A 15,494-nucleotide genomic window follows, 5' to 3' on the forward strand; every position below is an offset into this window, starting at 1 on the left:
CTCAGCCCGGGCCGCCTGCGTTGCGTAGGCGCTGCTCGAAATCGCCCAATTCGGCCAGGTCCGGTTGCCAGTGCCGCGCCTGCTGCAGGGCCTGCTGGGCGAACGCCAGGTCGCCCGCGCCCAGCCGCTCACTGCCGATCGCCAGCCAACGCTGGGCCAGGCGCCGGCGCGCCGGCGGCAAGGTCATGTCACCCGGAGCCAGGGTCTGCCAGGCATCCAGGCAGGCGCCGGCCGCCTGGACCCGGTTTTCACGCAGCCGGTCTTCGAAACAGCGGCGGCTCGCCGGCAGCAGGCGCTGGGCGGCGGCGCGCACGCGCGGATCGTAGGCGGCCAACGCCTGTGCTTCGCGCAGCGCATCGTAGGCGCTGCGGCCGGGCGGCGACAGGAACTGGCCGCGCGCCTCGGCCTCGACGATGCGGGTCAGCAACCCGCGCAGGCGCCGCTCGCGCTGCGCGCGCGGCGCACCGGGCGCCTGCAGTGCCTGCTCGGCCTGGCGCGACTGGACCACGGCCTGCCGCGCCGTGGCCAGCGCGCGCTCGGAGGCGCCCAGGCCCTGCGCCGTGGCCAGCGCCTGTTCGGCCGGCGCGAAACGGAAATCGCCTGCCAGGCGCACGGCATTGGCCAACTGCGCGTCAATCACCCGCTGCAGCCCCTGGCGCGCGACCGTATCGTCGGGCACCGCCGCCAGCACCGCCTGGAAATCGGCGGCGGCACTCTCCCAGCGTTGCCTTCGCAGCGCCTGGTTGGCCTGCTGCAGGCGTTTTTCCAACGCGTTGTTGAGCGCTTCCTGGGTGGCGGGCAGGTCCACGTGCCCCGGGTCGTAGCGACGCGCGCTGTCCAGCAACGCCGCCGCGCGCGCCAGCTCGCCTGCCTGGCAGGCAACACGCGCCTGCTGCAGCAGATCGGACAAGGCATCCTCGCGCCCTTCCAGCGCACGCAGTTGGTTGGGCGCCACCGCCAGCACCTGCTGGAACAACGGCAGTGCGCTGTCCGGTCCAGCATCCAAGCGCTGCGCCTGCAACGCCGCTTCGGCCCGGCCCAGCAGTACCGCCACACCGGCGTGGGCGTTGCCTCGCTGGCGCAGCTGCTGGGCCACCTGTTCGGCCTCGCGCTGCGGCACCTGCAGGTCGCGCGCCAGCGCCAGTCGCGCGCGGGCAGCGTCCAGGTCGCCGGCGGCCAGCGCATCGCGCGCCTGTTGCAGGGCCGCCTGCGCGGTGCGTGCCAGGCCGGTGCGCGCCTCGCTGCGGTCGCCGTCCAGCGCCAACGCGGCCTGGTAGGACTCGCGCGCGCCGCTGCCGTCGGCCACGCTCAGCCGACCGGCGGCCAGCGCGCGGTCGCCCTGGTCGAGCAGCTGTTCGATCTGCGGTTCGTTCCAGAACCAGTTGGCCAGCGGCGCACGCAGCAGGACCAGCGCCAGGAACAGCAGCACCGCCATCGGCAGCACCCAACGCCACACATGCCGGGCATGCCGCGCCTGCAGCCACCACCAGCGGCCCTCGCGGCGCACCCGGCGCAACGCGGCGTGCGCGGCATCCTCGTGGTCTGGGGGGCGACTCATTCCTTGAGCCTAGCGTGCGTCACGTGAGGTCAGCCTAGACGTCGCGCTTCGCTCACCCCGGGCAAGGCATCGAGCTTGCCCAGCAGCGTGGAAAGCTGGCCGTAGTCGCTGACCTTCAGGCGCAGTCGCAGGTGCGCGCGGCCACTGTTGCGCACGTTGTCGCTGTGGATATCCAGCACGTAGGCATCTTCCTGCGCGATCAGGTTGGTGATGTCCTTGAGCAGCCAGCGTCGGTCCACCGCATCGACCACGACGTCCACTTCGTAGCCACCGCCGGCCTGGCCCCACTCCACCGGCAGGATCCGCTGCGGGCTGGTCGCCTGCAGCCGCGCCAGCGCAGCGCAGTCGGTGCGATGCACGGTGACCCCGCGGGTGCGGGTGAGGTAGCCGACGATCGGTTCGCCGGCCACCGGCTGGCAGCATCGCGCCAGCTGCACCAGCAGATTGCCCACGCCCTGCACGGTGAACTTGGACGTGCCCAGGCTGTCGCGGCGCGCGGTCGGCCGCGGCAACGCCGGCGCCGCCGGCTGGGTGGCCGCGCGTTCGGCTTCGAGCAGCGCGCGGCTGACCTGGTTGGGCCCGGTATCGCCGAGCGCCACCTGGATGTACAGGTCATCGACGCTGTCGGCATGGAACTTCTTCGCCGCGATGCCCAGGTCGGCATGCTGCAGGCCCAGCCGCTTCAGTTCGCGGTCGAGCAGGTCGCGCCCGGCCTGCACGTTGCGCGCGCGGTCGAGTTTGTGGAACCAGCCGCGCACCTTCTCGCGCGAGCGGTTGCTGGCCAGAAAGCCGTTGGAGGCCAGCAGCCAGTCGCGGCGGGGGTCGGCCTCCTTGCCGGTCAGGATCTCCACGCGGTCGCCGCTGCGCAGCCGGTAGGTCAACGGCACGATGCGCCCGTTGACCTTCGCGCCGCGGCAGCGATGCCCGACCATCGTGTGCACGTGGTAGGCGAAATCCAGCGGCGTGGCCCCCTGCGGCAGGTCCATCACCTCGTCCTTGGGACTGAGCGCGTAGACGCGGTCTTCGGTCAGTTCGGCATCCAGTGCGCCGGCCAGTTCGCCAGCCGCGCCGTCCTGGGAATGCTCCAGCAACTGGCGCATCCAGGTGATCTTGCGGTCGAAGGCCTTTTCCGCGCCCTTGCTGCCTTCCTTGTAACGCCAGTGCGCGGCCACGCCGAGCTCGGCCTGGGCGTGCATGTCATGGCTGCGGATCTGCACTTCGATGGTGCGCCCTTCCGGGCCGATCACCGCGGTGTGCAGCGAGCGGTAGTCATTGGCCTTGGGCCGGGCGATGTAATCGTCGAACTCGCTGGGCACCGGTGCCCACAGCGAATGCACCACCCCGAGTGCGGCGTAGCAGGCGGCCACGTCCTGCACCATCACCCGCACCGCGCGGATGTCGTAGAGCTGCTCGAAGGCCAGCTTCTTCTTCTGCATCTTCCGCCAGATGCTGTAGATGTGCTTCGGGCGGCCGCTGACCTCGGCGCTGATGCCCTGCGCGAGCAGTTCGCGCGAGAGCGCCTTCTTGACTGTCTCCACGTAGCGCTCGCGCGCCAGCCGGGTTTCATCCACCTCGCGCGCGATGCGCCGATAGGTCTCCGGTTCCAGGTGGCGGAAGGCCAGGTCTTCCAGCTCCCACTTCAACTGCCAGATGCCCAACCGGTTGGCCAGCGGGGCATGGATGTCGCGGGTGAGCTGGGCCAGCGCGCGGCGTTCTTCCTCGGGCAGGCGGTCGGCGCCGCGCATGCGCGCCAACTGGCGCGCCAGCAGCACCGGCACCACCCGCAGGTCCTGGATGATCGACAGCAGCAGCCGGCGCAGGCCTTCGCTGTTGCGCCCGGCATCGCGGCCGGCATGCAGCGCCCAGACCTGGTCGGCGGCATCCTGGCCTTCCAGCAACCCGGCCACGGCCGGTTTCAACGCGCCGAGCGGCAACCCGTCCAGCCCCGCGCGCAGCCACGGCAGGTCGAACAGCACCGCCGCCAGCAGCGCGCTTTCGTCGGCCGACAACAGGGCCAGCGCATCCAGCGTGTCGGCCAGCACCGACCAACTGCTGCGCATCTGCGGATCGGCCTCGGGCAGCTGCCAGCGCAGCAGCAGCGCCTCGCGCAGCGCGGGCGGCAGCGACGCGGCCGAGGGTCGGTTCAACAAGGCATCCAGGCCGGGGACAGAAGCGCGGTTCACAGCATCATGCAGGCAAGACAGAGGCATCTACACTAGCGCCGCGACCGCGTCCGGACAATCAAAACCATCGCACCGGCACGCATCAGCTCATGCCTGCTGCGCGCGCCACGTCGCCAATCGCGCCCGCACGCCCCGGCTGCGTTCCCCTCAACGCCCGCCTCTGGCCCTACACTGCGGCAAACCTCCGGAGACCTGCCATGCGCTTTTCCCGTCTACGTTTGTTGGCCAGTGCGGCCGTCCTGCTCAGCCTGGCCAGTCCTGCCCTGGCCCAGCGCGTGGTCGAGGGGGATCTGCAGCAGCAGATGTCGCCGGCCGAGTTCAAGGCCGCCGGCCTGGACACGCTCAGCCCGGCCCAACTGGCGGCGCTCAACGGCTGGCTGCAGGGCAAAGTGGCGGCGGTGACCGCCGACGCGCGCCAGCGCGCGCGCGAGGAAGCCCGCGAAGAAGGCCGCCAGGAAGTGATCGTCAAGAACCGCGGCTTCTTCGACTTCGGCAGCAACGAGCCGATCACCAGCACCCTGCCGGGCGAATTCCGTGGCTTCGGCAAGGGCCGCACCTACGTGCTGGCCAACGCCCAGGAATGGGAACAGACCGACGGCACCACGCTCTCGGCCGTGCGCAAGACCGACCCTGCCGTCTCGATCACCCCCGGCGTGGCCGGCGTCTGGTACATGCGCGTGGAAGGCGTCAACACGCGCGCCAAGGTGCGCCGCACCAAGTAAGCGCACGCCGCTGCGCCCCCCGCCCATCGGGCACGGGGCGCAGCCAGCGCACTCAGGCCTGGCGCAACGCGGCCATGCGCTGGGCCAGTTTCTTGGCCGAGATGCCGCTCCTGGCCCCCAGTTCCTGCGCGAACAGCGACACCCGCAGTTCCTCCAGGTCCCAACGCAGGGCCTGCCACTGCGGACGCTGGCGCAAGCCGCGCACGTCGGCCTCGGCCAATGCATCGATGAACGGCCGCAGCTCCAGCATGCGCGCCTGGTCGCGCGGTGGATCGCGCTTGGCCCGCTCGCTGCGCAGGATCATCGCGCGCAGGTAGCGCGGGTACTGGGCCAGTGCATGGGCGGGTGTCTCACGCAGGAACCCGGGATGCACCAGCGCGGCCAGCTGCTGCTCCAGGTCATCCAGGTTGCCGCGCGCCCACCCCATCAGCGGCGATTCCAGCAGCGGCTTCAATTCCGCCACGTGGGCCAGGATGTTCTCGGCCAGCGTGAGCCGGGCCATCGCCTCGGCGAACAAACCCTTGGCGGCCGCGTCGCGACGCTGCGCGTAGGCCGCCGGATCGCGGATCTCCGCCAGGCCTTCGGCCAATACGGCGTTCATCGCCGCATCGACCAGGTCGCCGCGCAGCCGCTCCTGCGACTCGATCGCGGCGTACAGCAGCCCGGTCTTGGGCGGCACCGGCAGTTGCTTGCGCGCCTGCTTGGCCTTGTCGGCCAGGGCGATCTCCAGCAACCGGCGCACGCCACGCGGATGCTGTTCGGCTGCTTCGTTGCGGTCGGCGAAGATGCGCAGCGCGGCGGTGTCGCCCTCGTCCACCAGTGCCGGGTACGCCGGCACGCCGGCTTCGCCAGGCACCTGCAGCGGAATCGGCGTGGCCGGGAAGTCGCGCAGGCCCTCTACCGCCAATGCCCGCCCGGCGCGCGCGGCGAAGGCTTCGCCGGCCTTGTCGCCGAAGCGCGCGCGCAGCGCGTCCAGGTCACGCGAACTGGCCAGCAGCTTTCCGCCCGCATCGAACAGGCGCAGGTTCATGCGCAGGTGCGCTTCCAGCGCGGCATCGTCGAAATCGGTGGCGGCCACCTGTGCGCCGGTGGCACGCGACAGGAACCGCGCCAGTTCGCCGCGGATGTCGTCGGCGCTGGGATCGGGGAAGGCCTCGGCGAACGCGCGGCCGAAGTCCGGCGCGGGCACGTAGTTGCGGCGCATCGCCTTGGGCAGGCCGCGGATCAGCGCCGACGCCTTGTCGGCCACGAAGCCGGGCGCCAACCACGACAGGCGCGCCGCATCCAGCGCGTTGAGCAGGTGCAACGGCACATCCAGGCTGACCCCGTCGTCCTCGCTGCCGGGCTCGAAGCGGTAATGCAGCGCCAACCGCGCATCCCCCAGCGGCAGGTACTTGGGATAGCGCTCGGCATCGCTGCCCTCGCCGGGCAACAGGTCGGCCAGGGTCCAGGCCAACCCGCGGCGCTTGTCCGGGGCCAGCCCCTTCCACCAGGTGTCCAGCGCGGTGGCCGAATGGATCTCCGCCGGCACCCGGTCCAGGTACCAGCGTGCCTGCCAGGCCTCGTCGGCCACGATGCCGGCGCGGCGCAGCTTGGCCTCCTCTTCCCGAGCCTGTTCGAGCACCTTGAGGTTGTCGGCGATGACGCTGGCGCGGGTATTGATCTCACCGGTCACCAGGCCCTGGCGCACGAAAATGTCATGCGCCTCGCCCGGCGCGATGCGGCCGTAGTGCACCGGCTTCTTCGGGGCCAGCACCAGCCCGAACAGGCTGATCTGCTCGGAGGCCAGCACCTGCCCCTGGGCACGCGACCAGTGCGGATCGAAATGCTTGCGCAGCAGCAGGTGCGGCAGCTCGGCGATCACCCAGTCCGGCTCGATCGCGGCGTTGGTCAGGCCCCAGATTTTCTGGGTGTCCAGCAGCGTGGCCGTCAGCAGCCACGGCGGCGGCCGCTTGGCCAGCACCGAACCGGGGAACGGCAGGAAGCGGCGCTGGCGCGGGGCCAGGAAATCGCCCTTGTCGCTGCGGTGGCCGATCTGCGTCGGCAGGCCGGCGATCAGCGCGCGATGCAGGGTCTGATAGGCGGCCGCGCGCACCTTCTCGGTGAACCCGCCCCCGGCCTCGCGCGCATCGGCCACCGGCACGGCGGCCGGGGCCGCCACCGGTTCGGTCTTGCCCTCGCGGGCCAGGCGCGCGGCGCGATGCTGCTGACCGCGGGTCGCCTTGATCCGGGCGTCGTCGTCGCGCGCCGGCGCCGGCGCGGACGACCCGGCCAGCAGCGGGGCCAACGACGTCGCCGCCGGCTCCTCCGTCCAGCCCAGTTCCTCGCACAGCACGCGCAGCTGGCGATGCAGCTCGCGCCACTCGCGCATGCGCAGGAACCCCAGGAAGTGCCGTTCGCACCACCCACGCAACTTGGACTGGGTCAGCTCTTCGTGGGCCTGGCGATAGCCGTCCCACAAGCGCAGCACGCCGACGAACTCCGAGCGCCCGTCGGCGAACAGCGCGTGGGCGGCATCGGCTGCGCCGCGCGCTTCCGGCGGACGCTCGCGCGGGTCCTGGATGCCCAGGAACGAGGCGATCACCAGCATCGGCCGCAGGCAGCCCTGCGCTTGGGCGGCCACCAGCATGCGGGCCAGCTTGACGTCCACCGGCAGGCGCGCCATCTGGCGCCCGACCGGGGTCAGCCGGCGCTCGGCATCCACCGCGCCCAGTTCGCCCAGCTGCTGCCAGCCATCGGCGATGGCACGCTCGTCGGGCGCTTCCAGGAACGGGAAGTCCTCGATCCGGCCCAGGCCCAGCTGCAGCATGCGCAGGATCACCCCGGACAGGCTGGAGCGACGGATTTCCGGATCGGTGAACTCGGCGCGCGAGAGGAAATCGGCTTCCGAGTACAGCCGGTAGCAGATGCCTTCGGAGACACGCCCGCAGCGGCCCTTGCGCTGGTTCGCGCTGGCCTGGGACACCGCCTCGATATGCAGGCGGTCCAGTTTCTGGCGCGGGCTGTAGCGCTTGACCCTGGCCAGGCCCGGATCGACCACGTAGCGGATGCGCGGCACGGTCAATGAGGTTTCTGCCACGTTGGTGGCCAGCACGATGCGGCGCTTGCCGCCCGGGTTGAAGACCTCGTCCTGGTCCTTGACCGACAGCCGCGCGTACAGCGGCAGCACCTCGGTCTCGCGGTACTTGCGCCGTTCCAGCGCCTGGTGCGCGTCGCGGATCTCGCGCTCGCCAGGGAAGAACATCAGGATGTCGCCGCGCGGATCGATGCGGGTGATCTCATCCACCGCCGCCACGATGGCGTCGTTGACGGTGCGTTCGCCGTCGCGCCCACCGTCCGCATCGCCACCGCCCTCGCCTTCCAGCGGTCGATAGCGCACCTCGACCGGGAAGGTGCGGCCCTCGACGCTGATCACCGGGGCATCGTTGAAATGCTCGGCGAAACGCGAGGTATCGATGGTGGCCGAGGTGACGATCAGCTTCAGGTCGGGGCGCTTGTGCAGCAGCTGCTTGAGATAGCCCAGCAGGAAGTCGATGTTGAGGCTGCGCTCGTGCGCTTCGTCGACGATGATCGTGTCGTACTGCGACAGCCAGCGGTCGCTGCTGATTTCCGCCAGCAGGATGCCGTCGGTCATGAACTTGATGCGGGTGTCATCCCCCACCCGGTCGGTGAAGCGCACCTGGTAGCCGACCACCGTGCCCAGCTCGGTGTTCAGCTCCTGCGCCACGCGGGTAGCCACCGCACGCGCGGCAATCCGTCGCGGCTGGGTGCAGCCGATCATCCCGGCCACGCCGCGGCCGGCGGCCAGGCACAGTTTGGGCAGCTGGGTGGTCTTGCCCGATCCGGTTTCACCGGCGATCACCACGACCTGGTGATCGCGGATCAAGGCCGTGATGCGTTCAGCTTCACGCGCAATGGGCAGGCTATCGTCCAGACTGATCGCCGGCAGGTGCCGCGCGCGCGTCTCGCGCCGCTGCACCGACGCCTGCAAGGCCTGCTCGAACGCGGCGGCCACGCCTGCATCGGCGGGCTTGGACTGCCAGCGCGAAAGCAACCCGAGCAAGCGGCCGCGGTCGCGGCTCATGGCCCCGTCAATCGCGGCGCGCTGTTCGCGCAGGCGTGGAAGATTTTGTCTGTCGATAGTGCTCATCAATCGAATCGTTTAGAACTTTGATCACTACTGAAAGCGTAGTCTGATCTATTGTGAAGGCCATCCAATCCACAAGGAGGATCATCCCCATGGCGAAGACCAAGACACCGGCCAAGAAGACCCAGACCGGTAAGCAGAAGCTGGCATCGGCCGCCCCGTCGGCCCCGAACATCGATATCGGGATCAAGGAAGGCGATCGCAAGAAGATTGCCGATGGGCTGGCATCCTTCCAGGCGGACGCGTTCACGCTCTACCTGAAGACGCACAACTTCCATTGGAATGTCACCGGGTCGATGTTCAACTCGTTGCACACCATGTTCGAGACCCAGTACACCGAGCAGTGGGCAGCCCTGGACGACGTCGCTGAACGCATCCGCGCATTGGGCTTCAATGCCCCGGGCTCCTACCGCGAGTTCGCGGCCCTGACCTCGATCGCCGAGGAGCCGGGCCTGACCGACAGCGCGGACTGGCGTGAGATGGTACGCCAGTTGGTCGCGGCCAACGAGGCCGTGTGCCGCACCGCCCGCAAGGTGCTGGACGTGGCCGACGACGCCGACGACGCGCCGACCGAGGATCTGATGACCCAGCGCCTGCAGACGCACGAAAAGTACGCCTGGATGCTGCGTTCTTTGTTGCAGTAAAGCGTTTGCGCTTCTGGCATCTGCGCGCGGCGAGGGTCCGACCCCCTTGCCGGGACACGCCGTAAACCCATCCTTGGGGGCTCGCGGGCGCCATCCATGGCGCCCGACGGTCCCGGCAAGGGGGTCGGACCCTCGCCCAGATGGATGTGCATCCGGCGGTTGGGAAGAGAGAAAAGCATGCAGAACAGGCGCCCGGTGGCGCCTGTTCTGCGTTATGGGCCCTCTTTTGCTGGATGGAAGACAAAATTCTGGACCCGGATTCGGCAGTGGCTCCGCACGTTGCCCTTTGTCTTTGCCCTTGGCTGTGGATCTGGCTCCACCTCCTGCCCTTTGCCTTTGCCTTTTGCCTTTGCCTTTTGCCTTTGCCTTTTGCCTTTTACTCTTGGCCCTTTGCTCTTGGCTCTTGGCCCCTTCCCCCCTTTTGCTCTTTGCTTTTGACCCGTTGCTCTGGATCCAGCACCAACGCCGGCCCGCATTCGCCGTTGCCCCACCCTCCCATACGCACCAGCCAACTGTCGGGGCGTGGGGTGGGTGGGTTGGCGGGACCGTTGGGCGCCATGGATGGCGCCCACGAGCCTCCAGGGATGGATTTACGGCGTGTCCCGCCAACCCACCCACCCCGCGCCAACCATCAGCACAGAGACCATGGGCTTTGGCTCTGGCCTTGGCTCTGGCCTTGGCTCTGGCTTTGGCTTGCGCTGCGGCTCGTGAGGCCCGAAGGCAAGCCCCTACCCACTGATCCTCTGTTGGAGGACACGGCCAACCCGCCCGCCGGGGTAAACTAGCCCGATGTCTTCCCGCCCCGCGCACGACCTGCTCAGCCGCATCTTTGGTTACGACGATTTCCGCGGTCCGCAGCAAGCGATCGTCGAACATGTCGCTGCCGGCAATGACGCGCTCGTATTGATGCCCACCGGCGGCGGCAAGTCGCTGTGCTACCAGGTGCCGTCCCTGCTCCGCGACGGCACCGGCATCGTCATCTCCCCGCTCATCGCCCTCATGCAGGACCAGGTCGAAGCCCTGCGCCAGCTCGGCGTCCGTGCCGAATTCCTCAATTCCACCCTCGATGGCGAGACCGCCGCCCGGGTCGAACGCGAACTCCTCGCCGGCGAGCTCGACATGCTGTATGTCGCCCCCGAACGCCTGCTCACCGGCCGTTTCCTGTCCCTGCTCTCGCGCAGCCGCATCGCCCTGTTCGCCATCGACGAAGCCCACTGCGTCTCCCAGTGGGGCCACGACTTCCGCCCCGAGTACCGCCAGCTCACCGTCCTCCACGAACGCTGGCCCGACGTCCCGCGCATCGCCCTCACCGCCACCGCCGACCCGCCCACCCAGCGCGAAATCGCCGAGCGGCTCGACCTCACCGGTGCCCAGCATTTCGTCAGCTCCTTCGACCGCCCCAACATCCGCTACACCGTCGTCCAGAAGGACAACGCCAAGCGCCAGTTGCTCGACTTCCTCAAGGTCCACCGCGAACAGGCCGGCATCGTCTACTGCATGTCGCGGCGCAAAGTCGAAGAAACCGCCGAGTTCCTGTGCAAGGAGGGCATGAACGCCCTGCCCTACCATGCCGGCCTCCCCGCCGACGTGCGCGCCGCCAACCAGCGCCGCTTCCTGCGCGAGGACGGCATCGTCATGTGCGCCACCATCGCCTTCGGCATGGGCATCGACAAACCCGACGTGCGCTTCGTCGCCCACACCGACCTGCCCAAGTCCATGGAAGGCTATTACCAGGAAACCGGCCGCGCCGGACGCGACGGCGAACCGGCCGACGCCTGGCTCTGCTACGGCCTGGGCGATGTCGTCCTGCTCAAGCAGATGATCGAGCAGTCCGAGGCCGGCGAGGAACGCAAAAGCCTGGAGCGCAACAAACTCGACCACCTGCTCGGCTACTGCGAATCCATGCAGTGCCGCCGCCAGGTCCTGCTGGCCGGGTTCGGTGAAACCTACCCCCAGCCCTGCGGCAACTGCGACAACTGCCTCACCCCACCCGATGCATGGGATGCCAGCGTCGCCGCGCAGAAGGCCCTCAGCTGCGTCTACCGCAGTGGCCAGCGCTTCGGCGTCGGCCACCTCATCGACATCCTGCGCGGCGGCGAGAACGACAAGATCCGCCAGTTCGGGCACAGCGAACTGAGCACCTACGGCATCGGCAAGGACCTCGACGCCCGCACCTGGCGCAGCGTGTTCCGCCAGCTGGTGGCCGCCAGCCTGCTCGAAGTGGACAGCGAAGCCTACGGCGGCCTGCGCCTCACCGACGGCAGCCGCGAGGTCCTCAAGGGCCAGCGCAAGGTCATGATGCGGCGCGAAAGCCCCAAGACCCGCGAGCGCGACCGCAGCGGCCAGCGCACCGGCCTGTCCGTGCTGCCCGAGGACCTGGCCCTGTTCAACGCGCTGCGCAGCCTGCGCGCCGAACTGGCCAAGGAACAGAATGTCCCGGCCTTCGTCATCTTCCACGACAGCACCCTGCGCAACATCGCCGAACAGCGCCCCACCAGCGTCGACGCGCTCGGCCGGGTCGGCGGCATCGGCGGCACCAAGCTGTCCCGCTACGGTGAGCGCCTGGTCGAAATCGTCCGCGAGCAGGGCTGATGGCCCGCGTGCGCCCTGACGGAGCCGGGTCCAGGGTTGAACACCGCGTTCAGCCGCAGGTGCGCACCGCCCGGTTTGGCGCTAGGGTAAGCCCCATGTCTGCTGGTGGCCTGCTCCTGCGCGTGGTGTTGATGCTCAGCCTGTTGCTCAACGGGTTGAACGCCGCCATGGCCGCGCCCATGGCATTGGCGATGGCCACCCCGCCCGCTGCCGCAACGGCGGCCCCGCCCTGCCACGACGCACCGGCCGCAACGCCGATGCAGCCTGGCCACCACAGCCACATCGATGCCGGCGCCCAGGCGCCGCACGACGGCGACCACTGCGCGATCAAGGACTGCCTGCGCAGCTGCGCGCAGCAATCCAGCCTGCCCCCGTCCATCGCCTGGCTGCCCAGCCCGCCGCCGCTGTCGCTGGCACCGGTGAGCCTGCCGCGCCCAGCACTGCCAGCGCCGCCGCTGGACCGCATCACCCGCCCTCCGATCGGCTGACCGCGCGCCGCGAGCGCCCAACGATGTGATCCCGTGTGCCTGCGCACACGGCTCCGCGGCACCCCACGTGCCCGTCCGATTCGATCCGGAGTTGCAATGTCGTTCCCAACCCAACCCGGCACGGGCAGCCCGCCCATGCCGTCGCGCCGCCTGTTCGTGCAGGGCGCCGCCGCCGGTGGCGTGGTCGCCGGCCTGGTCGCCAGCGGCCTGCCCGCGCGCGCCTTTGCCGCCGCCGGCCCCGCCGTCGCCAGCGCCCCGCAGGTGCTCACTGCCGCGGATGTCCAGCTCAGCATCGGTGAATCCCTGGCCAATTTCACCGGCCGCACCCGCCCGGCAATCACCGTCAACGGCAGCCTGCCGGCGCCGATCCTGCGCTGGCGCGAGGGCGACACCGTCAGCGTGCGCGTGGCCAATACCCTGCAGGGCCACCCCACCTCGATCCATTGGCACGGCATCCTGCTACCGGCCAACATGGACGGCGTGCCCGGGCTGAGCTTCAACGGCATCGCGCCCGGCGAGGCCTACCAGTACCGCTTCACCCTCAAGCAGTCCGGCACCTACTGGTACCACAGCCACTCGATGTTCCAGGAACAGGCCGGCCTGTACGGCGCGTTGATCATCGACCCGCTGCAGCCGGCCCCGTACCGCTTCGACCGCGAACACGTGATCCTGCTGTCGGACTGGACCGACCTGGACCCCGGCGCGCTGTTCCGGCGCATGAAGAAGCTGGCCGAGTTCGACAACTACTACAAGCGCACCCTGCCCGACTTCCTGCGTGACGTACGCAAGGACGGTTGGGCGGCCGCCACCGCCGATCGCGGCATGTGGGGCCGGATGCGGATGACCCCGACCGACATCTCCGACATCAACGCCCACACCTACACCTACCTGCTCAACGGCACCGCCCCGGCCGGCAACTGGACCGGGCTGTTCCGCAGCGGCGAGAAGGTGCTGCTGCGCTTCATCAACGGCGGCTCGATGACCTACTTCGACGTGCGCATCCCCGGCCTGAAGATGACCGTGGTCGCCGCCGACGGCCAGTACATCCATCCGGTCAGCATCGATGAATTCCGCATCGCCCCGGCCGAGACCTTCGATGTGATCGTCGAACCCAGCGGCCAGGATGCGTTCACCCTCTTCTGCCAGGACATGGGCCGCACCGGCTACGCCGCCGGCACCCTGGCCGTGCGCCATGGCCTGCAGGCGCCGATTCCCGCACGTGACCCGCGTCCGCTGCTGACCATGGGCGACATGGGTCATGACATGGGCACGATGGGCCACGACATGCCCGGCATGGGGCACCAGATGAAGGGCATGGAAGGCGGCTGCGGCGCGCACATGGGCCACGCGGCCCACGGCGGCACGGCCAGGGCGCCACGGCATCCGCCCAGTGAACAGGGCAACCCGCTGGTGGACATGCAGAGCATGGCGACCGAACCCAAGCTCGATGATCCCGGCATCGGCCTGCGCGACAACGGCCGCCACGTGCTCACCTATGCCGCGATGCACAGCCTCTTCGACGATCCCGATGGCCGCGAACCCGGCCGCGAGGTCGAGCTGCACCTGACCGGCCACATGGAAAAGTTCAGCTGGTCCTTCGACGGCATCCCCTTCGCCAGCGCCGAACCGCTGCGGCTGAACTACGGCGAGCGCATGCGCATCGTGCTGGTCAACGACACCATGATGCAGCACCCGATCCACCTGCACGGCGTGTGGAGCGACCTGGAAAACGCCGACGGTGACTTCCAGCTTCGCAAGCACACCATCGACATGCCCCCGGGCACGCGCCGCAGCTACCGCGTGCGCGCCGATGCCCTCGGCCGCTGGGCGTACCACTGCCACCTGCTGTACCACATGGAAGCGGGGATGATGCGCGAAGTGAGGATCGACGAATGAGCCGTTCTCCGATGTTCACGATGTCGATCCTGAGCAGCGCGTTGCTGCTGGCGATCTCCGCCCCGGCGTGGGCGCAGTCGCACGCCGGCCATGCGATGACCCCGCCGCCCAGCGCCGATGCGCCCACGGTCGCTGCAGACACGGTGGACCACGCCACCATGGACCACGGCGAAATGGATCACTCGAAGATGGATCACGGCGCCATGGATCACAGCCAGATGGATCACGCGAAGATGGATCGCAGCGCCATGGACCACGGCCAGATGAATCACGCGAAGATGGATCACGGCCAGATGGATCGCGCGAAGATGGATCACGGCAGCGTGGATCACGGCCAGATGGACCACGCGAAGATGGATCACGGCAGCGTGGATCACAGCCCGACGGATCATGCCCGGACAGACCACGGTGCCCCCGACCATTCGACGATGGACCACGCCGCCATGGGCCACGGCCCGACCAAGCCGCCTGCCCGCAGTGACCCGCGCGAACCGATCCCGGCGGTGACCGATGCCGACCGCATCGCCGCCTTCCCGCCGATCGATCACGGCGCGATGGAGCACGCCCCCGACCTCCACAGCCTGTTGCTGGTCAACCGTCTGGAACACTGGGATGGCCAGCACGGCAACGGGCAGGCCTGGGAGGCCAGCGGCTGGATCGGCGGCAACATCCACCGGGTCTGGCTGCGCAGCGAAGGCGAACGCAGCGGCGGGCGGACCGAGGCGGCCGACGTGGAAGTGCTGTACGGCCGCAGCGTATCGCCGTGGTGGGATGTACTGGTGGGCGTCAAACAGGACCTGGGCCGCGGCGATTCGCGCACCTGGGCGGCATTCGGCGTCCAGGGCCTGGCCCCGTACAAGTTTGAGACCTCGGCGACCGCCTACGTCGGCGAAGGCGGCCAGGTCGCCGCCACCGTGGAAGTGGAGTACGAGCTGCTGCTGACCAACCGCTTGATCCTGCAGCCGCTGGTGGAAGCCACGTTCACGGCCAAGGACGATCCGCGCTACGGCAATGGCAGCGGCTTGAACAAGGTCGAGGCCGGGCTGCGCCTGCGCTACGAGGTCAACCGTCGCTTCGCCCCGTACATCGGCATCAGCCACGAACGCCTGTTCGGCGACACCGCCGAGTACCATCAGGCCGCTGGCGAACGCGCCCGCGACACCCGCTGGGTGGCCGGCGTGCGCGTCTGGTTCTGAGGTAAAAAAAGATCCCGGGCGCGGCGGGCGCCCGGGATAACAGGGGTCGTGCATGCCGGATCCGACGG

General features: G+C 69.3%; 9 protein-coding genes. 6 read left to right on the forward strand and 3 right to left on the reverse strand.

Annotated elements, in window-relative coordinates; all coding sequences use genetic code 11:
• Window position 1 precedes the first annotated feature (1 nt).
• Window positions 2–1,558: a tetratricopeptide repeat protein gene (locus AC1DGC_RS03700; protein ID WP_478047235.1), complete on the reverse strand. Its 1,557-nt coding sequence runs from the start codon at window positions 1,556–1,558 to the stop codon at window positions 2–4.
• A 29-nt stretch (window positions 1,559–1,587) separates the two neighbouring features.
• Entirely contained in the window at window positions 1,588–3,768 is a 2,181-nt protein-coding gene (locus tag AC1DGC_RS03705) for a RelA/SpoT family protein (RefSeq protein ID WP_394161116.1), read from the reverse strand.
• A 170-nt stretch (window positions 3,769–3,938) separates the two neighbouring features.
• Between AC1DGC_RS03705 and AC1DGC_RS03710 the strand changes: the two genes are divergently transcribed.
• Complete coding sequence (locus AC1DGC_RS03710) at window positions 3,939–4,463, forward strand: hypothetical protein (protein ID WP_478047236.1); 525 nt, start codon at window positions 3,939–3,941, stop codon at window positions 4,461–4,463.
• 52 nt (window positions 4,464–4,515) lie between these two features.
• On the opposite strand, the gene hrpA is transcribed toward AC1DGC_RS03710, so the two are convergent.
• Window positions 4,516–8,613 carry an ATP-dependent RNA helicase HrpA gene (gene hrpA / locus AC1DGC_RS03715; protein WP_478047237.1) on the reverse strand — a complete coding sequence of 1,366 codons (4,098 nt, stop codon included), beginning with the start codon at window positions 8,611–8,613 and terminating at the stop codon, window positions 4,516–4,518.
• 89 nt (window positions 8,614–8,702) lie between these two features.
• Between hrpA and AC1DGC_RS03720 the strand changes: the two genes are divergently transcribed.
• The 5 genes from AC1DGC_RS03720 (at window position 8,703) to AC1DGC_RS03740 (ending at window position 15,426) form a co-directional block, all read left to right on the forward strand.
• A complete protein-coding gene (locus AC1DGC_RS03720; RefSeq protein ID WP_394161121.1) occupies window positions 8,703–9,254 on the forward strand; it encodes a Dps family protein in 552 nt (183 codons plus the stop codon).
• A gap of 789 nt (window positions 9,255–10,043) precedes the next feature.
• Window positions 10,044–11,846 carry a DNA helicase RecQ gene (recQ, locus tag AC1DGC_RS03725; RefSeq protein WP_259206307.1) on the forward strand — a complete coding sequence of 601 codons (1,803 nt, stop codon included), beginning with the start codon at window positions 10,044–10,046 and terminating at the stop codon, window positions 11,844–11,846.
• 95 nt (window positions 11,847–11,941) lie between these two features.
• Window positions 11,942–12,334, forward strand: a complete 393-nt coding sequence (locus tag AC1DGC_RS03730; RefSeq protein ID WP_449334618.1) for a CopL family metal-binding regulatory protein — start codon at window positions 11,942–11,944, stop codon at window positions 12,332–12,334.
• A gap of 96 nt (window positions 12,335–12,430) precedes the next feature.
• On the forward strand, window positions 12,431–14,230 hold the full coding sequence (locus AC1DGC_RS03735) for a copper resistance system multicopper oxidase (RefSeq protein WP_394161125.1): 1,800 nt from the start codon (window positions 12,431–12,433) through the stop codon (window positions 14,228–14,230).
• Between the two features lie 20 nt (window positions 14,231–14,250).
• On the forward strand, window positions 14,251–15,426 hold the full coding sequence (locus AC1DGC_RS03740; RefSeq protein ID WP_478047471.1) for a copper resistance protein B: 1,176 nt from the start codon (window positions 14,251–14,253) through the stop codon (window positions 15,424–15,426).
• The last annotated feature ends 68 nt before the right edge of the window (window positions 15,427–15,494 follow it).

The sequence above is a fragment of the Stenotrophomonas sp. 05N37 genome (assembly GCF_056397365.1).

Coding starts and splice junctions, on each gene's coding strand:
- AC1DGC_RS03700 (WP_478047235.1), bottom strand. CDS start 1,558: ATGAGTCGCCCCCCAGACCACGAGGATGCCGCGCACGCCGCGTTGCGC.
- AC1DGC_RS03705 (WP_394161116.1), bottom strand. CDS start 3,768: ATGCCTCTGTCTTGCCTGCATGATGCTGTGAACCGCGCTTCTGTCCCC.
- AC1DGC_RS03710 (WP_478047236.1), top strand. CDS start 3,939: ATGCGCTTTTCCCGTCTACGTTTGTTGGCCAGTGCGGCCGTCCTGCTC.
- hrpA (WP_478047237.1), bottom strand. CDS start 8,613: ATGAGCACTATCGACAGACAAAATCTTCCACGCCTGCGCGAACAGCGC.
- AC1DGC_RS03720 (WP_394161121.1), top strand. CDS start 8,703: ATGGCGAAGACCAAGACACCGGCCAAGAAGACCCAGACCGGTAAGCAG.
- recQ (WP_259206307.1), top strand. CDS start 10,044: ATGTCTTCCCGCCCCGCGCACGACCTGCTCAGCCGCATCTTTGGTTAC.
- AC1DGC_RS03730 (WP_449334618.1), top strand. CDS start 11,942: ATGTCTGCTGGTGGCCTGCTCCTGCGCGTGGTGTTGATGCTCAGCCTG.
- AC1DGC_RS03735 (WP_394161125.1), top strand. CDS start 12,431: ATGTCGTTCCCAACCCAACCCGGCACGGGCAGCCCGCCCATGCCGTCG.
- AC1DGC_RS03740 (WP_478047471.1), top strand. CDS start 14,251: ATGTCGATCCTGAGCAGCGCGTTGCTGCTGGCGATCTCCGCCCCGGCG.